A 15,180-nucleotide genomic window follows, 5' to 3' on the forward strand; every position below is an offset into this window, starting at 1 on the left:
CGGCACGCTTGCCATCCCGCGGCTCAACCGCCGCCGTGCGCTGACGAAAAACCTTCGCCGCTGGTGCGAACGCGGTTACGGCCGAGAATATAGATCGCAATCGTGACGATCAGAAGGGCGAGGCCGAGCAGGATCGAGACCAAGCCGATCGGGATCAGGGCCAGCGTCAGGTTGCGCTCGGGGTTGATCAGCCAATGATGAATCGAGGTCAGCACGAAGGCGAGTCCGAGAAAACCGACGCCGCCGCCGGCGAGCAGCAGTGCCCACATCCGGCGCAATTGGCTGAGCCGCTCCCGCGCGACATCGGTCCGGGGCGCGTGATGGCGGGCAACGCGCCGCACCAGACGGATGGCGAAGGCGATCGAGCTGAAGCCGATCAGCAGGCTCGCGCCGCCCAGCCACATCCGCAAGCTGGGATCGAGGTCGGGCATCCTCTGCAGGGTGAGCAGAGGGAAGTCGAAGGCCGAATGCAGCGCGAGCGGGCCTGCGAAGATCAGCAGCCGGCTGGACAGGCGGGCCCAGTCGCGATGATGACGGTTCGCGCCCAGCGCCGTGCCGGCCCGTGCGATCGTCAGATAAGCGCCGGCGATGATGCCGAGCGCGCCGTGGAATGGCACGGTCAGCACGCTGCGCAAGGCGGCCAGCGAACGCCACATTTCGGCATGCTGCACCAGATAGGCGAGGTTCTCGTAGGCGGCGAAGCCGAGGCCGACGGCGGCGCCATAGACCACGGTGTCCATCGGATTGGCAAAGGTCCGCCGCTTGGTCGAGGCGACCAGCACGATGGCGATCACCTTGACCGCTTCCTCCGGCAGCGCGACCCCGAAGATCGAATGCATGGCCAGCGCCGCCCATGGATCGTCGGGGGCTGCAACCATCTTGGCGAAGGGGGCGCGGGCGAGACCCAGCAGCGAAATGCTGGCCGCGCCCAGCAGGAAGGCAGTCCAGACCTGGGCCGGCGGCCCCGGGCGCTCCTCGGCGGCAATGACAAGCCACAGCATCAGCAGCGCCGGGGCGATGGCGGCCGTTCCGATGACGGTGGGCAACGCTTCAATCAGGTACATCGGCGCCGAAAATAGGTTCCCTTGATCTGCTTATCTACGCTTCCCGATGCGACCATGTGTCATGCGCTCGCTGTCGTCTCGCTTAACAGACGTGACAGCCTGGGTTCATATGCGTCGCCGGCGAGGCGTGGAATACCGAACGCAATCAATTGCATGGCAAGACCTGTTCGTCATCCATGGCAACGGGTCGCGCGCCGGATGTCACATCGTGATTGTTGAGGCGGATCAAGCAAATGCGCAGGTTTCTTCGATTCAAGATGCATGGGTCCCTGCGGCAAGTCCAGAGCCGGGACTTCCTCTCTCCGCACCGCGCGTGGCCGGGCGGACCGGCCTGAATTAGTCTCGCTTCGTCGCGCGTCCGCGGGGCGATGACGCGATCCGGCGGGACCGTACCTGCTCAAGCTCCCAGAAGGCGCGTACGAGGCACGTCCCCAGGCAGAGGACGATCAGCAGCAGCAGGAAGGCCTGGTCGACGGCTGGAATGTGTATCATGGCAGAGATAAAGCAACGCCCATGCCATGCGTTCCCGCGGCGACCCGCACCATGCGCAGCGGCTCCCGATCCGAAGGCCGCCGCCTTTGACTGCTTTCAGTGCGTGGTGAACGGCGGCGGTGCGTCGGGCGCGACGTCGAAGGCGCCGAGATGGAATTCCTCGCCGATGGATTCGTCCGGCTCGGAATGTTGCGCCATCAGCGTGAACGCGGCTTGCGGGTATTGCTTCCAGATCTCGAGATCGCCGGCGGTGATGGTGAGCCAGCCGAACGTGTACATGTAGCGTCCGGGCTCGGTGACCCGGCCGACCCTGTCCCAGGTGATCTTATCAACCCTGATCTTATCAACCGTGATCTTGTCGACTGCCATTCGGTCCCCCGATCGCAGGTCTGCAAATGACGTCCGGCACGAGGCGCGGCCCCCTGAAAAACTGATCCCGGAATGGGGCCGCGATAGGGCGGCGAGGCTGAGGATCAGGCCGATCGCAGCAGCAAGGGCGTCCGCACGACCAGCCGCACGAGGTCGTCCCGCTGCTGCTTCTCGGCGAACTTGACTGCAAAACCGTTGTCGAATTTGCGAATGACGCGCCCGACGCAGGCGCCGACCGCAAGCGGGGTTCCGACCGGCGGGTCGTATTCGCAGGAGACCGCGACGCCGGCCGTGGAGACGTCGATGATGAAGCAGGCATGGCTGCTGCCGTCGGCGAGCGTCAGGAAGGTGTGCGCGACCTGGGGTACGAACCGAGCGTCATTGCGCAGCTCCTGGATGCTGTCGTCCTTCTGCTTCTTCTCGAGCCAGGTCAGCTTTTCCGACATCCAGGCGCGCCGCGCCCGCGTCATGTCGAGCTCCATCAGGAAGCCCGATTTCAGCGTCGCGCTGATGGTGCACTGGAATTCGCCGAAATCCTGGAAGTAGGAGGTCACGCGTTCGCCGACCTTTCCGACCACGGGCACGTCGACCATCATCCGGAACGGGGAGACGCGGCTGGTGCGGCAGGCGAAGGTGCGGAGCTTGCCCTCGCAATCGTACCACCGTGGCAGCGAGTAGCTCCCGCTCACGGTGACTTGCACGGCACGCTGCCTGAGGAACTCTGCGACGGACATGGGCGCCAATCGTGTTGCGGAGTGTTTCCGTAATTCCACGGTAGGGATCATATTCTAAGCAAATGATACCGGCGCTCAGGAGCAGGGGTAAATTTCCGGTTAACGGGCGCGGCGTCTCACGACATCGTCAATGCGCGCCGCTCAGAGGGAGCCGAGCAGCACCAGCAGGGCCAACAGGCCGACGGCCATCAGGAGCTTGATCGCCGTCGCGGTCAGGCTGCCGGATCTGATCCGGAATCCGAACCACGGCAATGCGTGCCGCATCGCGAGCGCCGCGAATGCTTCGACGACGGCGAACACGACGGCGATGCCGGCAATGGTGGACCAGGATGTGTCCGGCGGCATCCATGCCGCGAGCCAGGCGGGGACGGCGTTTCTCGACGACGCCAGCAGCGCGAACCATCCGAACAGCGATACGAAGCCCTTGACGATGTCGGGGCCGATCGTATCGGGCTCGAACCGGATACCGATCGTCGCGAGCGCGGCTTCGATGCGCGCGCCGTCGGTCAGGAACAGAAACGCGCCGAGATAGAGCGGAATGCGCGACTGGACGAGCAAGGCGATGATGCCGAACAGAACCATGTAACCGAAGGCATCGCCGAGAATGTCCTTGCCGTTCTTGCGCAATGGCTCGGGCACGGTTGCGGCCTGGGGCTGCGGGACCGACCTGGCGCGCGCCATGTGCGCCAGCATTCCGGCACGGCGCTCCGGCGCAGATGGCGTCGTGCGGTGCATCCATTGCGGCGGCGCCGGCGCGGCTGTGCCGGACGGACCGCCCGAAGGGGGTTTGAGCTGCGCCATGGGGCCTGCACCGGTTGCGTCAGGCATTGGTCGGCGGTCAGGGGCGGGGAGGTTCATGCGGGGGCGCGGAATTCCGCCCGCGAGTTGTCGCGGATGGCGCTCCCTAGCGGAATCGAACCGCTCTCTCCACCGTGAAAGGGTGGCGTCCTAACCGATAGACGAAGGGAGCAAACGCAGGCCCCGCCGCTTGTCGCGGCACGGCCGCTGGCCGCCCGAACAGGGCCCGGGGGCTTGCAGTGGGCGAGTGTATAGTGGCCTTTGGGGCCTTGGGCAAGCCGTTCGGGACCGTCTTTTGGGGCCGGTGGATAGCCTCCGGCCCGGGATTATTCGGTGGCGAATTCAACGGTTTCTTAGGTTCCCTGCGCTAGCGCTGGACGGGGAGAATTTGAGCCTATGCCACAGCCCAAGAAGCGCGCGGCCCGCAAGTCGCTGTCGCAGCACGCCTGGATCACGCTCGCCGGCGGATTCGCGGCACGGCATTGCCTGGTTCAGGACATCTCCGCCACCGGCGCCAAGATCACGCTGGACGAGGATGCAAGCCAGCTCCCGGGCGTGATCCGGATGGCGTTCGCGCGCGATGCGCGGACCGGGCGGAGCTGCCAGGTGGTCTGGCGCCGCGGCAAGTCGGCCGGCGTCAAGTTCATCTGATTGCCGCAACGACGCGCCCGATGGCGCGTGGCGCCTGTCCGGGCTAGAACGGGGCGCATGCGTGCGCCGCTTCTCATGCTCGTCTCGTTGCTCGCCAATTCTGCGGCCGCTGCCGAGCCCTTGCGCCTGCCGCATGCGGAGCGGCCACAGGCGGGCAAGGCGCTGCCGCTGAAGGGCGCGGGCGGGACGGCGAAAGCGGGCGCCTGCGCCGCCTACGGGCCGCGCTTCGTCATGGTCGAGGGCACCGGCACCTGCGTGGAGATCGGCGGCTCGATCAGCGCCGGGACAACGGTCGGGCGCTGACCCCGATGCCGCCGGATCTGATGCGGCCCGACATCATCGTCCCCGTCGTGATGTATTGCGCGCTGCTCTGGTGGGTCGGCCGCGGCTTGAGCCGAACGGCGAAGCTCGCCACCGCCGCCGTGACGCTGGTGCTGATCGTCTGCGTGCTGCTGGTCGAGCGCGGCTGGCGCTAGGGCCTCCAACAAAAACTGCGAAAACAACCCCATGCACAGTAGCCGTCAAGACGCAGCGAGGGCGCGGCGGAATGGCGATTCACCGAGGCGTGACCGGCGCTTGCGCCGCGCCTCCGGCTCACGACATCGGCGGCGCGACATGCTCGGCAAAACCGGGCCGTTTGCCGAGCTCGGCGAGCCAGCGCGTCAGATGCGGCTGGGCCGGGCGGGTGATGCCTTCGACGCCGAGCCAGCGCCGCGCATAGGCGCCGATCGCGATGTCGGCCAGCGTGAACGCATCGCCGTCCATGAAGCGGCGCGACGAGAGCAGGCGGTCGGCAATCGCCCAGACCTCGGCGGCGGCATCGGCATCGCGCTGCACCTGGATCATGTCGCGCTCGGCGGGCGGCGTGCGCACGATGCCCCAGAACACCGGGCGGTCGACCGGCTGCACCGTCGACAGCGTCCAGTCGAGCCAGCGGTCGACCGAAGCGCGCAGCTTCGCTGCCTCGGGATAGATCGGCGTGCCGCTTCCATGCGCGAGGCAGAGATAGCGCATGATGGAGTTGGATTCCCACAGCACGAAATCGCCCTCGACCAGGGTCGGGATCCGCGCATTGGGATTCATCGCGAGATAGTCGGCCTCGCGGGTCTTGCCGAAGCTCATGCCGGCATCGATGCGCTCATAGGGCAGGCCGAGCTCGGCGAGGCACCACAGCACCTTCTGCACGTTGACTGAATTGGCGCGGCCCCAGATCGTCAGCTTGGTGTCCGGCATGAAGCCCCTCCCGCGGCGTTTCGGTTGTGCGGGTGATAGCGGAATTTGCTGTGCCGGACGACCGCGATTGCGGCCAGCCCCTCATGCAAAAAGCTCCGCCATCGGCAGAGCTTTCCTTGCAGGTTGAACCTGGTGCTCAGTGGCCGAAGAACAGCCACAGCAGAAGGATCACCGGGATCGGCACGCCCAGCATCCACAACAACAGTCCTCGTCCCATTGCGTCCTCCTCCAATCACATTGTCGAAGGGAGAACGCCCGGGACGGAGGCTGGTTCCTGCGGAAAAGGCCCTACCAGTGGCCGGTATTGGGCATCGACGACCACGGCTCCTGCGGCGGCTTCGGCTCGCCCTTCTGCAGGATCTCGATCGAGTGCAGATCGGGCGAGCGGACGAAGGCCATGTTGCCGTCGCGCGGCGGCCGGTTGATGGTGACGCCGGCCTTCATCAGCTTGTCGCAGGTGGCGTAGATGTCGTCGACCTCATAGGCGAGATGGCCGAAGAAGCGGTCCTCGCCATAGGTCTCCTCGTCCCAATTGTAGGTAAGCTCGACCAGCGGCGCGCCGCGTGTCTGCGGCTGCTTCTTCAGCGCCTCGAGATCGTCCGACGAGCACAGGAAGACGAGCGTGAACCGCCCCTTGTCGTTCTCGATCCGCCGCACCTCCTTCAGCCCGAACGCATCAACATAGAATTTCATCGCAACATCGAGGTTGCGCACGCGCAGCATGGTGTGGAGGTATCGCATGGTTTTTATCTCCTTGAGAGCGTTCCAGGACTTTGCGCCCTTGGTGGCACTAGGTAGCGCAAAATAGCAGTAAAATCCGCGGCGGGGCACTACCATACGTGCGGATTACGTGCTGCTTCACCTTCGTTTGTTCTTGGCGTGGGGTACCGCAGCATCTAGCCCGATCTACGTTCTCTCCATCGCCACTGTCTTTAGCCCTAAGCCTCTTTGACGCCCATAGGGCGGGTGGCGTGGGGTCTAAGGTCCGAAGGACGGCGTCCAATAAATACCGAGCCGCTCATCGACGGCCGAATACCTACCATCGGCGGCGTTGGCGAATGCTGCTGGTTATTTGTCGGAGCGTTTGCAGCTTAATGGTGCTCGTGGTGGTGATGATTGCGATGGTCGTTGTGGTGACTATGTTGATTGTCAACAGATTTGAGTGCGAAGATTGTATCGGGTGAAAATCCACCCACAGCTTAGGACATTCTGTCCTTTGAGCTTTCTGAGTTATCCACAAAAGACCTGCAATATTCCCCAGGGAATAAGGGGGATAACCGAGGCGAAATCCGAAACGCCGCTGTCCGGGCGTACGAGTCACAGATAAAAATGGCGCCGGTCGATGTTGGAAGCATCGGCCAGCGCCTGGGTGGGGAATCCCAAAGGACTCTCCGCCTGACAACGTAGGTTCTCGCTCCACCCAGGCTTTCTGTCAATCGCATAGCGCGCGGAGAAACCCGCTCCGCGTGACGGAGAAGCTTGGCCATGTCGGATAAACTGTCGGTGCACTTCTGGTTGCTGAGTGCGAACGCGGAAGGGAATTGGGCGATCGCAGCCCTCATTGTTTTGGTGGTAGTGCTCGCCATTATCATGACGTGGCGGCGTAGGGTCTGAGGTCCGCGAAGCGGACGGCACTACGGTGACAGTGCACTCAATTGACGGTGTCCGCGATGCGTTGACCAAGTCCCAGAGCTAATAGGGTGGTGATGGCGAGGGAATTGAGTGCACCGTCAACGGTGATCCCGCAGTTCGTGGTCCTTAGCGGTCCTTAGCCCAATTGAACCCCGCCGGAGGTGTGGCGACTAAACGCCATGGCCGCTGTCTTCGCAGAATTTCTGTTTTACCTCGCCGGAAGTCTCGTCGGTGAGGGCCTGAGACGGGCTGCGTTGCTCGTATGCTCGTGGCTCGATACGAAGATCCATGGCCGCACAGCGAGGTTCGTCGTGGGCGGTCTTCTCGGGCTCGCCGCCTATTTGCTCATTCCTGTCTTCGCCGAGCTGCTGGGTTTCTGATGCTCTCCCTGAAGGCAAACCTCATCATCGCATTGGCCATCGGGGCGCTCATCTCGGCTGTGCTGCTTGCCCTGGAGCCGCTCACTGACTTTGCTTTGCTGTCGTGGGAGTGGCCTGGCATTTCCGCAGCGTATTTGTTCTGGGGGGCGGCCGGGGGCTCCGCCTTCGCCGGGATTGCCATTTGCTGGGTCGTGAATGCGTTCACTTATGGTCTTTGTGCTTTCGCCATTCTCATCGCTTTCAGCGCTTGGAGGCGGCTCGCCAAGTCAAATACTTGAGACGCGCGGCTTCCTCTTGGCGCTCATGAAGCCAATCGGACAAGCGAGGCGGAGATACAGCCCATGTTGAGGCGGCATGAAGCGCTGGTCAGCTTCGGCACCGTCGCATCGCCCGGTGTTGCCTGCGACCCTGCTGACGACAGATTCAAAACGCCGCCATGCCGAGGTGAAAAAACGCCCCTGGCATGGCCAGGGGCGGTTTTCAAGAATCTGGTTAGTGACCGGTGCCGGGCTTCGTCGTCTTCGGCGGCTTGCCGTCTTCGACGCGGCCTTCGTTCCTGAGGTCGCGACCCTCCTGGGCCTTCTTCTGGCTGTCGGGGGACTTGCCGTGCTCGTACAGCTCTTCCTTGACGTAGCCGGCCGCTTCCTTCGCCTTACCTTCAACGCTCATGACATTCTCCTTCGCTGGAGATTGTCAACGCGCGTCAAAACTGACCGTTCCTGCGTGACCGTCTTTGTGATGCACGCGCAAGATGACCACGCCGGCTTGCGGGAAGCGGCGCGGGCGATCAGGGCGCCGTCTGCAATCTACGCTGCAATCCGTTGCTCGACGGGGGCCGTCAGCATCTTGAGCACTTCCGCATGCTCGAGATCGGGAACCGCGATGGCCGTGTGGCTGTACATCACATGGGTCCGCGATCCTGCAATCCTGTCCAGGATCTCGCGGCCCTTGATGACGTGGAGGCCCATGCCTTCGTTGGCCGGGAAGATCGCCAGCACGACGTCGTAAGCCGCGATGACGGCGCGAAGCGCTTCGGCCTTGTCTTCGGCGATGTCGACGAAAACCCGAACATCGGCCGCGAGTTCACGCAGCTCGTCAAAATCCAGCACTGTCAGGTACTCCAACGCAACGATACTGAAGAGAGCTTGGCGGCGTTGGGTTACTGAAGTCTCAACAATGGGAGGCCGAGCCACAAGTTTCACGACGAGGTGAGTCACTTGGGCGGGATCAACGGGTCACTCGGCGCGATTCACTTGACGCGATTCACTTGGCGTAGCCCTGGGAGCGGAGCCAAGCGATCTTGCGGTCGCCGTTGATCCAGTCGTCGGCATCTGCCTTGCTGGTGAAGCCCTTGATTTCGCGTGCTTCGCTGTCCGGATAATCCGCCACGATTTTCCACTCGCCGTCTGCGATCCGGACGGTTTTGAAGGTCACTTTTGTTTTTGCCATGCTGCATTATGGGGGAGATGGCGTGAAAAGAGAACCGCCTTGTGGTGGTCCTTATCCAGGCGGCCCGGCACTGACCTTTTGTCACGCCTGATCGGACGTGCCGCCGGCCCCGGCAAAGGCGAAAGCCCCGCCTGGGGAAAGCGGGGCTCTCTGATGGGGTGAAGCTTGGGGACTTCAAAGAGTTAGACGCCCCAGAGCGAAAATGGTTCAACAGGAAAACGGCCCAGGAGTTCAACAAGAAAACGGCCCAAGAAGAGGCCTTTTTCGGACGATCCTCCGGCTCCCCCGCATAACCCCTGCTTGCGTTTTAGGCCTCGATGGGTTCTAAGCCCCGCACTTCATGACAGTTGGCATGAATCAGAAGCGCGCCTCCGCGGTCCGGCCGCGTCCTCAGCGGAGCATGCTCGCGCGCACCAATTCAAAGGAATTCAGACATGGCGAAGATGACGAAGACCCAATTGATCGATGCTATTGCCGAAGGCACGCAGCTGTCGAAGAACGACGTGAAGTCGGTGATCGAGTACATGGCGACGGTCGGCTACAAGGAGCTCAACGAGTCCGGCGAGTTCGTCATTCCCGGCTTCGTGAAGATGTCGGTGGTGAACAAGCCTGCGACCGAAGCCCGCATGGGCGTCAATCCCTTCACCAAGGAGCCGATGCAGTTCGCGGCGAAGCCGGCGAGCAAGTCGGTGAAGGCCTCGCCGCTCAAGGTGGCCAAGGACTCCGTCTAAGCCGCCAGCGTTTTCGTTGCGGCGGCTTCCTTGCGGGAAGCGCCGCAGCGAGTGCCGGCCGATGCTGAAGAGGGGGGACAGGGAACTCCCGGGCGTTGTAGGCTTTGCTTCCGAAAGGGAGAAAGCACATGGCCGATTTAAGCGAAGAGGACATCCGCAACCGCGCCTATCACCTCTGGACTGCAGCCGGTGAGCCCCCGGGGCGGATGGACACTTTCTGGTACCAGGCCGAGAAGGAGCTTCTCGCCGAGCGGACCGAGCGGGGCCGAGGTGCCGCCGGGGATGACCGACAATCTGCCGGTCTGACGACCCCGTAGCAACCGCCCCCCTGCCATCGCTTCAGCAGCTGAAGAAGGGATGGTGCTCGGCGATCGCAATGCCGAACGTCGTCACGACGCCCCGGCACAAGCCACGGAAAACCCGGCCGCGCCTCCAAGAAGACCCGCAAAAGAAAAACCCCGCTTTGACCGCGGGGTTCTTCAAGCCGATCGGCCGCGTCGCACAGCCGCCGGCACCACTTCATTCGGCCGGACAACGCAAGACGGAAGAGTTCGTTCCCGCCGCTGCTCCGGCTACACCGACACGTCGATGATCGCGGGCGGGTCGACCTGGCGTTCGCGCCAGACGACGAAATCGCATTTGGGATTGAGCCACTGATATTCGGAGCCGCGCGCTTTCAAATGTGCGAGCGCGGCATCATGTGCAGTGGCCTCGTCCGGCGCTTCGACCATGATCTCCACGGTCTCCTCGATCTGACGCACCACCTCGACGGCGTAGTATTTTTTGGCCACGGTCCCTCGCTCCGGAGGAAGTAACGGGCAGGGCGGCGGTGCGTTCCCGCAAATGCGCGCTCGCTTAGGCTGCCGACGTTCGCAGCAGGCAAGACCGCGAAAAAGAAAAACCCCGCGCTTGCGCACGGGGCTCTTCCAGCTGGCAGCGTTGGGATTTCAGCGCCTGGCCGCCAGCGGTACCCCGAACTTAAGGTTGAAAATCCAAAAAGCAACCGCATCGCCGGGACTGAGCATGTGCGCCAGGTGGGGCGGCCATGTGACCGGGCGCTGAAATTCCCGGCATCGAAAAGCGCCGCGGTGATGCGCCGGTGGATTTTCGCAGGAGGGACTGGACTTTTTGTTCCTATTTTGTTCTAGTTCGGTCATCTCTTGTGGAGGTGACCATGACCGTCGAGAAACAACGCGAAGTCATCAGGCTCTGGAATCAACTCAGGAAGGTCGAAGGCCCCGCCGCCGAAGAGCTGCGCATCCAGATCCTCGAATGCTTTTCGGAGAAGGATTTTTCGGAGAAGGATACGGCGGCGAAGCAGGCGGCGTGATCGGGCCTCGCTGGATCTCGACGGCAATCGGCAAGCGTGTCGCAGTCCAGATAGCAGGGACGCGGCGCCGCGCTTTCACCGATCGTTAGGAATCACGCTCCGCTGATTTTTCGACTCCGATTCGTTCTTCGCGAACGAAATGGAGTCGGATGCAGAACAAGCCGTGGCTTCTGTCTCGATGCGGGACGCTTGCTCCAAACCTGCACCGTGATGCTTCGCACGGTCCCGTCCTCTTGTCCTCGTTACGCAATGAGGCCAGGCAAGCGGGACTTGAAGAGCAAGAACGGAGAGCGAGATGGATCCGTGCTGGTTTCTCGTCGAGATCGCAAAAGTGTTCTGGTACGACAGGCATCCGCGCCTTCGCAACGCCAGACCGTCGGTCCCGCAAGTGCCGCAGCCATCACCACAGCCCAGCGACACGGAGTAATCGCGGGCTTGTCGCGACGCCAGGTGCTTTGCGGCGTTCGATGGCAGCATTCGTTTGCAGGCGAACGAATTGTTAAGCGTTGCGTCGGGCCGATTTCCTGGATTCCGATTCGTTCTTTGAGAACGAAATGCAGGCGAAGCTGGAACAAACCCGGCCGATGGCGGGCCCCGACTTTGGCGCGACGTTGCTGCCGCGCCTGTGAGGATCGGACGACGCCTTGCCCAGCTCCTAACGGAAGCTTGCCGGGAAGCCGATAACCCTATTCGGTTAGGTTAAAAGCCCAATCGCGTTGCACCTGGCGCGGGTTGGGATAGGTGTGTCTGGCAAGAGACCAAACGATTTTGCCAAGAAGACAATTTGCCAAGAAAACTTTCAAGACAGCTTTCAAGGCAGCTTTCATGACACCTTTTTCAGAACCGTCGTTTTATCAGGGTGACCGCCACACCTACCGGCGCGTCGCCGTCGTCGGCACGCTGTTCTGTCTCGCTTTCGTGGTGATCAGCTTTTCGCTGCGGCCGCAGCTCGAGGACACCCGCGTCGCGGTCAAGGCCGACAGGCTGGTGCGCACGGCAGGTCAGGCGCCGCACGCAAATTAAAGCGCGATGAGATTGGGATGAATCGTCATCGCGCTTTAGGTTCTTGTTTGAGCATGATCTTTTCGGAAAACCGCTTCGCACTTTTCCGGATCATGCTCTAGCGTTCGTCGCCGTGAATGCGATTGTGGATACGATTGTCTGCGGAGGTCTCGCAGCACGCGGTGCCGTGGGTCGCGAGTGCGACGAAGCCGGCATAGCCGGACAGATTGACCAAAATTTCGAGCCAAACGGGCATGTCGCGCCTCTTGTCGTGATGGCAAGCTCAACGCGCGCCGGCTGCGCACGTTCCCCGAACGACGCAAGGGCGCCTCCAAAGGCCGCCTAAAGCGGAGATGAGGGGTCGAGCTTCCGGCCCAGGGTGGCGACGGATTTGCTGGACGGCTGCTCTTTCAGGAACTCGGCGATGGCCCGCGCCAGTTCGCCGTCGCTCATCGGCATCGGCGGCGGCCGCAACGCGCCGACACCGAAATTGCGGACGATCTCGTCGTAATGTTGGTCGCGCGATTTTGGAACGAGCCTGCGGATACGGGCCAGCAACGCGGATATCGGCAATGTCTCCTCCTCGGCATCGGCCCCATCTGGCAGCAATGGTCGGCGGCTGCCATTGCTTCACCGTGAAACCAAAAACCCCGCCAGCACCGCGGAGATGCTGACGGGGTCTTCGTGCTGTTGCCTCAACCGGATGGCGGAGGCTTCCGCACTTGAAGATGCAATTTGCCGAACGCGCTTTCGTTCCCCGTGTTTCGACATTTTTTCGACGGCCCGGGTTCCGCGCCCGCGCAACTATCGCAGTCGGGGCGCGTTGTCCCTGCGAGATGCGAAGGAGGAGAGTTTCATGATGAAGAAGACACTGGCAGTTCTGGCTACCGTTGCAGCCGTCGGCGTGACCGCGGTTGCGGCCCCTGCGCCGGCCGAGGCGCGCGGTCGCGGCATCGGTCCGGGCCTTGCGTTCGGCCTCGCCGCCGGCGCGATCACCGCGGGCGCGGTTGCAGCGTCCCATCCTTATGGCTATGGCTACGGCCCGGGATACGGCTATTACGGCCGTCCCGCCTACGCTTACGGCCCCGGCCCGTACGCCTATTACGGCGACGGACCGTACTATCGCCGCCACCACTATTACCGTCACTGGTAACGGCCGAAGAGTAACGGCGGAACAAATGAAAAGCCCGGAGCAACGCTCCGGGCTTTTTTCACGCGTATTGATCCCGGTGGATTACGGCCAGAGCGAGGGCCGCTCCACCTTGCGCGCATTGTCGAGCGTCGACACGAAATACTCGTCGCGCTCGCGCTTGAATTTTTCCTGCGTGGCACGAAAGGCGGCGACACGGGCGGCGATCTCTTCGCGTTCGCGGATCTTGCGTTGTTCGTCTTCGGTCATGTCAAATCCCCTCTACACGTGAGTATGTGCACTGCTGAACTCAAGCACTGCCGCCGCAATCACGTTGAGTCGCGTCAACACATGCATTGGCGCTTCTGATTGGGGCGTCAATGGGGAGGCGGCATTGCAGGATTGTGATAAGCGAAGGTCGGAAAAAATTGCCGACCACGTCTTGCGCCGCGGTGGATAAGAGCGTCAACAATCTTGTCACTTGCGCGCATTGCAGCTAGCGCACGAACACATCGGGAGGCCGCGTTGATTGCTTCGGATCTTCGCAGCGGCGTTGAACGGCTCGGCGACATGATCGCCGAAGCGAAACGGATCGTGCCGTTCACCGGCGCCGGTATCTCGACCGAATGCGGCATCCCCGACTTCCGCTCGCCCGGCGGAATTTGGACACGCAACCGCCCGATCCCGTTCGACGAATTCGTCGCCAGCCAGTCAGCACGCGACGAATCCTGGCGCCGGCGCTTCGCGATGGAGGAGGTGTTTGCGACGGCGAGGCCCGGACGCGGCCATCGCGCGCTGGCTTCGCTCTACCGCGCCGGCAAGGTTCCCGGCATCATCACCCAGAACATCGACAATCTGCACCAGGCTTCGGGCATTGCGGGCGACCACGTGATCGAGCTCCACGGCAACACCACTCATGCGCGCTGCATCGGATGCGGGCAGGGTTATCCGCTCGACTGGGTCAAGCGCCGTTTCGAGGATGAGGGCGCTGCGCCCAACTGTACCGCGTGCGACGAGCCGGTGAAGACCGCGACGATCTCGTTCGGCCAGATGATGCCCGAGGATGAAATGTTGCGTGCGACCGCGCTGTCGCAGGCCTGCGACCTCTTCATCGCGATCGGTTCCTCGCTGGTGGTATGGCCGGCGGCGGGCTTTCCGATCATGGCGAAGAACTCAGGTGCACGTCTGGTGATCATCAACCGCGAGCCGACCGAGCAGGACGACATCGCCGACCTCGTGATCCGCCACGACATTGGCGAAACGCTCGGGCCCTTTGTCGGAAATTGAGGCATCAATTTGATTCGCGGCTGTGCAAGCTGTTCATAGGTTCCGGCGAATCTCTTTTTTGTCTATGCCTCGCAACCGGGAGTGTTATCTTTTGAGTCGAAAGATTCGCGTCGCGTCGAGTTGGGAAGACATTCTCAAGATTCTCCAAAGACGCGTGATTCGACGCCGCCATTCAGGCGGGTTGCATGGAATGTGTGGGGTCCGGGGTTATGGGGTCGTCGGACGGATTTGAGTCCAAGAAGGTCGGAGTTCCCGCGGTGGGCGATCACGGCGGTGGTCGCGACAGCGCGCTCAGTCCCTTCACCGGGCTTGGTGAGGGCAGCGCCAACCTCGTCGAGGTTCACGGCGTCATCAAATGGTTCGACGCCTCGAAGGGTTACGGCTTCATCGTTCCGGACAATGGCTGGCCGGACGTCCTCCTGCACGTTACCGTGCTTAGGCGCGACGGCTTCCAGACCGCCTACGAGGGCGCCCGCATCGTCGTCGAGTGCATCCAGCGCGCCAAGGGCTACCAGGCCTTCCGCGTGGTCTCGATGGACGAATCGACCGCGATCCATCCGGCGCAGATGCTGCCGCCGCGCACCCATGTCACGGTCACCGCGACCAGCGGGCTGGAGCGGGCCCAGGTCAAATGGTTCAACCGGCTGCGCGGTTTCGGCTTCCTGACCTGCGGCGAGGGGACACCCGACATCTTCGTGCACATGGAGACGCTGCGCCGCTTCGGCATGACCGAGCTGCGGCCTGGCCAGTATGTCCTGGTCCGCTTCGGGCCCGGCTCCAAGGGCATGATGGCGGCCGAGATCCATCCCGAGACGGGATCGCCGGTTTCCTCCCACTAGCTCGCCAATTCCCGGAATCGTGAGCAGAGGCGCGCTGGCCGGCCGGCGCGCCTCTGGCTT

Annotated in this window: 25 protein-coding genes and 1 tRNA gene; 12 read left to right on the top strand and 14 right to left on the bottom strand. The window is 62.8% G+C overall.

What is annotated here, in order from left to right; translation table 11 throughout:
- Positions 1-23: 23 nt before the first annotated feature.
- From NR187_RS25745 to NR187_RS25765, 5 genes are all read right to left on the bottom strand, one after another.
- Positions 24-1,064 carry a PrsW family glutamic-type intramembrane protease gene (locus NR187_RS25745; RefSeq protein ID WP_211385700.1) on the bottom strand — a complete coding sequence of 347 codons (1,041 nt, stop codon included), beginning with the start codon at positions 1,062-1,064 and terminating at the stop codon, positions 24-26.
- Positions 1,065-1,652: 588 nt separating this feature from the next.
- Positions 1,653-1,910 (bottom strand): hypothetical protein, encoded by a 258-nt coding sequence (locus NR187_RS25750; RefSeq protein ID WP_211385818.1) that lies wholly within the window; start codon positions 1,908-1,910, stop codon positions 1,653-1,655.
- A gap of 119 nt (positions 1,911-2,029) precedes the next feature.
- Positions 2,030-2,659 carry a PilZ domain-containing protein gene (locus tag NR187_RS25755; RefSeq protein ID WP_256808105.1) on the bottom strand — a complete coding sequence of 210 codons (630 nt, stop codon included), beginning with the start codon at positions 2,657-2,659 and terminating at the stop codon, positions 2,030-2,032.
- A 141-nt stretch (positions 2,660-2,800) separates the two neighbouring features.
- Positions 2,801-3,460 (bottom strand): hypothetical protein, encoded by a 660-nt coding sequence (locus NR187_RS25760; protein ID WP_211385702.1) that lies wholly within the window; start codon positions 3,458-3,460, stop codon positions 2,801-2,803.
- 94 nt (positions 3,461-3,554) lie between these two features.
- Positions 3,555-3,629, bottom strand: a tRNA-Glu gene (locus tag NR187_RS25765).
- 224 nt (positions 3,630-3,853) lie between these two features.
- Here NR187_RS25765 and NR187_RS25770 point away from each other — a divergent pair.
- From NR187_RS25770 to NR187_RS25780, 3 genes are read left to right on the top strand one after another with little or no spacing between them, the layout of a single operon-like run.
- The gene (locus NR187_RS25770; protein WP_211385725.1) at positions 3,854-4,108 is read left to right on the top strand and encodes a PilZ domain-containing protein; all 255 of its coding nucleotides are present in this window, start codon (positions 3,854-3,856) and stop codon (positions 4,106-4,108) included.
- 57 nt (positions 4,109-4,165) lie between these two features.
- Positions 4,166-4,411, top strand: coding sequence for a hypothetical protein (locus NR187_RS25775; RefSeq protein WP_211385726.1), 246 nt, complete (start codon positions 4,166-4,168; stop codon positions 4,409-4,411).
- Between the two features lie 5 nt (positions 4,412-4,416).
- Positions 4,417-4,584 (top strand): hypothetical protein, encoded by a 168-nt coding sequence (locus tag NR187_RS25780; RefSeq protein WP_211385727.1) that lies wholly within the window; start codon positions 4,417-4,419, stop codon positions 4,582-4,584.
- A gap of 118 nt (positions 4,585-4,702) precedes the next feature.
- On the opposite strand, the gene NR187_RS25785 is transcribed toward NR187_RS25780, so the two are convergent.
- Together NR187_RS25785 and NR187_RS25790 are read right to left on the bottom strand one after the other, a co-directional pair.
- Positions 4,703-5,341 carry a glutathione S-transferase family protein gene (locus NR187_RS25785; RefSeq protein ID WP_256808107.1) on the bottom strand — a complete coding sequence of 213 codons (639 nt, stop codon included), beginning with the start codon at positions 5,339-5,341 and terminating at the stop codon, positions 4,703-4,705.
- Between the two features lie 288 nt (positions 5,342-5,629).
- Positions 5,630-6,082, bottom strand: coding sequence for a VOC family protein (locus tag NR187_RS25790; protein WP_211385729.1), 453 nt, complete (start codon positions 6,080-6,082; stop codon positions 5,630-5,632).
- Positions 6,083-7,152: 1,070 nt separating this feature from the next.
- Here NR187_RS25790 and NR187_RS25795 point away from each other — a divergent pair.
- Together NR187_RS25795 and NR187_RS25800 are read left to right on the top strand one after the other, a co-directional pair.
- Positions 7,153-7,353 (top strand): hypothetical protein, encoded by a 201-nt coding sequence (locus NR187_RS25795; protein ID WP_211385730.1) that lies wholly within the window; start codon positions 7,153-7,155, stop codon positions 7,351-7,353.
- Positions 7,353-7,631, top strand: coding sequence for a hypothetical protein (locus tag NR187_RS25800; RefSeq protein ID WP_211385731.1), 279 nt, complete (start codon positions 7,353-7,355; stop codon positions 7,629-7,631). The genes NR187_RS25795 and NR187_RS25800 overlap by 1 nt, the downstream gene beginning before the upstream one ends.
- 214 nt (positions 7,632-7,845) lie before the next feature.
- On the opposite strand, the gene NR187_RS25805 is transcribed toward NR187_RS25800, so the two are convergent.
- The 3 genes from NR187_RS25805 to NR187_RS25815 form a co-directional block, all read right to left on the bottom strand.
- Positions 7,846-8,022, bottom strand: coding sequence for a hypothetical protein (locus NR187_RS25805; RefSeq protein ID WP_211385732.1), 177 nt, complete (start codon positions 8,020-8,022; stop codon positions 7,846-7,848).
- A 137-nt stretch (positions 8,023-8,159) separates the two neighbouring features.
- Positions 8,160-8,462 (bottom strand): hypothetical protein, encoded by a 303-nt coding sequence (locus NR187_RS25810; RefSeq protein WP_211385733.1) that lies wholly within the window; start codon positions 8,460-8,462, stop codon positions 8,160-8,162.
- 154 nt (positions 8,463-8,616) lie between these two features.
- The gene (locus tag NR187_RS25815; RefSeq protein WP_256808108.1) at positions 8,617-8,787 is read right to left on the bottom strand and encodes a hypothetical protein; all 171 of its coding nucleotides are present in this window, start codon (positions 8,785-8,787) and stop codon (positions 8,617-8,619) included.
- A gap of 449 nt (positions 8,788-9,236) precedes the next feature.
- On the opposite strand from NR187_RS25815, the gene NR187_RS25820 reads away from it, so the two are divergent.
- Together NR187_RS25820 and NR187_RS25825 are read left to right on the top strand one after the other, a co-directional pair.
- Entirely contained in the window at positions 9,237-9,533 is a 297-nt protein-coding gene (locus NR187_RS25820) for an HU family DNA-binding protein (protein WP_007591377.1), read from the top strand.
- Between the two features lie 128 nt (positions 9,534-9,661).
- On the top strand, positions 9,662-9,850 hold the full coding sequence (locus tag NR187_RS25825; protein ID WP_372703278.1) for a DUF2934 domain-containing protein: 189 nt from the start codon (positions 9,662-9,664) through the stop codon (positions 9,848-9,850).
- Between the two features lie 255 nt (positions 9,851-10,105).
- Here NR187_RS25825 and NR187_RS25830 read toward each other — a convergent pair whose 3' ends face one another.
- Positions 10,106-10,324 (bottom strand): hypothetical protein, encoded by a 219-nt coding sequence (locus NR187_RS25830; RefSeq protein ID WP_211385735.1) that lies wholly within the window; start codon positions 10,322-10,324, stop codon positions 10,106-10,108.
- A gap of 383 nt (positions 10,325-10,707) precedes the next feature.
- Here NR187_RS25830 and NR187_RS25835 point away from each other — a divergent pair, with 383 nt between their 5' ends.
- Both NR187_RS25835 and NR187_RS25840 read left to right on the top strand, forming a co-directional pair.
- Positions 10,708-10,863: a hypothetical protein gene (locus NR187_RS25835; RefSeq protein ID WP_211385736.1), complete on the top strand. Its 156-nt coding sequence runs from the start codon at positions 10,708-10,710 to the stop codon at positions 10,861-10,863.
- An 825-nt stretch (positions 10,864-11,688) separates the two neighbouring features.
- Complete coding sequence (locus NR187_RS25840) at positions 11,689-11,886, top strand: hypothetical protein (RefSeq protein ID WP_256808110.1); 198 nt, start codon at positions 11,689-11,691, stop codon at positions 11,884-11,886.
- Positions 11,887-11,983: 97 nt separating this feature from the next.
- Here NR187_RS25840 and NR187_RS25845 read toward each other — a convergent pair whose 3' ends face one another.
- Positions 11,984-12,121, bottom strand: a complete 138-nt coding sequence (locus tag NR187_RS25845) for a hypothetical protein (protein WP_211385738.1) — start codon at positions 12,119-12,121, stop codon at positions 11,984-11,986.
- A gap of 86 nt (positions 12,122-12,207) precedes the next feature.
- The gene (locus NR187_RS25850) at positions 12,208-12,438 is read right to left on the bottom strand and encodes a hypothetical protein (RefSeq protein WP_211385739.1); all 231 of its coding nucleotides are present in this window, start codon (positions 12,436-12,438) and stop codon (positions 12,208-12,210) included.
- A gap of 286 nt (positions 12,439-12,724) precedes the next feature.
- Here NR187_RS25850 and NR187_RS25855 point away from each other — a divergent pair, with 286 nt between their 5' ends.
- Positions 12,725-13,018 (top strand): hypothetical protein, encoded by a 294-nt coding sequence (locus tag NR187_RS25855; protein ID WP_211385820.1) that lies wholly within the window; start codon positions 12,725-12,727, stop codon positions 13,016-13,018.
- Between the two features lie 81 nt (positions 13,019-13,099).
- Here the strand turns inward: NR187_RS25855 and NR187_RS25860 are convergent, their stop codons facing one another.
- Complete coding sequence (locus NR187_RS25860) at positions 13,100-13,264, bottom strand: hypothetical protein (RefSeq protein WP_007610153.1); 165 nt, start codon at positions 13,262-13,264, stop codon at positions 13,100-13,102.
- A gap of 255 nt (positions 13,265-13,519) precedes the next feature.
- Here NR187_RS25860 and NR187_RS25865 point away from each other — a divergent pair, with 255 nt between their 5' ends.
- Positions 13,520-14,281 (top strand): Sir2 family NAD-dependent protein deacetylase, encoded by a 762-nt coding sequence (locus tag NR187_RS25865; RefSeq protein ID WP_256808113.1) that lies wholly within the window; start codon positions 13,520-13,522, stop codon positions 14,279-14,281.
- Between the two features lie 209 nt (positions 14,282-14,490).
- Positions 14,491-15,120, top strand: coding sequence for a cold-shock protein (locus NR187_RS25870; protein ID WP_211385741.1), 630 nt, complete (start codon positions 14,491-14,493; stop codon positions 15,118-15,120).
- The last annotated feature ends 60 nt before the right edge of the window (positions 15,121-15,180 follow it).

Source organism: Bradyrhizobium sp. Bra64 (assembly GCF_024519875.1).
Taxonomy (GTDB): Bacteria; Pseudomonadota; Alphaproteobacteria; order Rhizobiales; family Xanthobacteraceae; genus Bradyrhizobium; species Bradyrhizobium japonicum_G.

What these genes read in the sequence shown, in the direction of transcription:
- NR187_RS25745 (WP_211385700.1), bottom strand. Translation starts at nt 1,064, where the DNA reads ATGTACCTGATTGAAGCGTTGCCCACCGTCATCGGAACGGCCGCCATC.
- NR187_RS25755 (WP_256808105.1), bottom strand. Translation starts at nt 2,659, where the DNA reads ATGTCCGTCGCAGAGTTCCTCAGGCAGCGTGCCGTGCAAGTCACCGTG.
- NR187_RS25760 (WP_211385702.1), bottom strand. Translation starts at nt 3,460, where the DNA reads ATGGCGCAGCTCAAACCCCCTTCGGGCGGTCCGTCCGGCACAGCCGCG.
- NR187_RS25770 (WP_211385725.1), top strand. Translation starts at nt 3,854, where the DNA reads ATGCCACAGCCCAAGAAGCGCGCGGCCCGCAAGTCGCTGTCGCAGCAC.
- NR187_RS25775 (WP_211385726.1), top strand. Translation starts at nt 4,166, where the DNA reads ATGCGTGCGCCGCTTCTCATGCTCGTCTCGTTGCTCGCCAATTCTGCG.
- NR187_RS25780 (WP_211385727.1), top strand. Translation starts at nt 4,417, where the DNA reads ATGCCGCCGGATCTGATGCGGCCCGACATCATCGTCCCCGTCGTGATG.
- NR187_RS25785 (WP_256808107.1), bottom strand. Translation starts at nt 5,341, where the DNA reads ATGCCGGACACCAAGCTGACGATCTGGGGCCGCGCCAATTCAGTCAAC.
- NR187_RS25790 (WP_211385729.1), bottom strand. Translation starts at nt 6,082, where the DNA reads ATGCGATACCTCCACACCATGCTGCGCGTGCGCAACCTCGATGTTGCG.
- NR187_RS25795 (WP_211385730.1), top strand. Translation starts at nt 7,153, where the DNA reads ATGGCCGCTGTCTTCGCAGAATTTCTGTTTTACCTCGCCGGAAGTCTC.
- NR187_RS25800 (WP_211385731.1), top strand. Translation starts at nt 7,353, where the DNA reads ATGCTCTCCCTGAAGGCAAACCTCATCATCGCATTGGCCATCGGGGCG.
- NR187_RS25805 (WP_211385732.1), bottom strand. Translation starts at nt 8,022, where the DNA reads ATGAGCGTTGAAGGTAAGGCGAAGGAAGCGGCCGGCTACGTCAAGGAA.
- NR187_RS25820 (WP_007591377.1), top strand. Translation starts at nt 9,237, where the DNA reads ATGGCGAAGATGACGAAGACCCAATTGATCGATGCTATTGCCGAAGGC.
- NR187_RS25825 (WP_372703278.1), top strand. Translation starts at nt 9,662, where the DNA reads ATGGCCGATTTAAGCGAAGAGGACATCCGCAACCGCGCCTATCACCTC.
- NR187_RS25835 (WP_211385736.1), top strand. Translation starts at nt 10,708, where the DNA reads ATGACCGTCGAGAAACAACGCGAAGTCATCAGGCTCTGGAATCAACTC.
- NR187_RS25840 (WP_256808110.1), top strand. Translation starts at nt 11,689, where the DNA reads ATGACACCTTTTTCAGAACCGTCGTTTTATCAGGGTGACCGCCACACC.
- NR187_RS25845 (WP_211385738.1), bottom strand. Translation starts at nt 12,121, where the DNA reads ATGCCCGTTTGGCTCGAAATTTTGGTCAATCTGTCCGGCTATGCCGGC.
- NR187_RS25855 (WP_211385820.1), top strand. Translation starts at nt 12,725, where the DNA reads ATGAAGAAGACACTGGCAGTTCTGGCTACCGTTGCAGCCGTCGGCGTG.
- NR187_RS25860 (WP_007610153.1), bottom strand. Translation starts at nt 13,264, where the DNA reads ATGACCGAAGACGAACAACGCAAGATCCGCGAACGCGAAGAGATCGCC.
- NR187_RS25870 (WP_211385741.1), top strand. Translation starts at nt 14,491, where the DNA reads ATGGGGTCGTCGGACGGATTTGAGTCCAAGAAGGTCGGAGTTCCCGCG.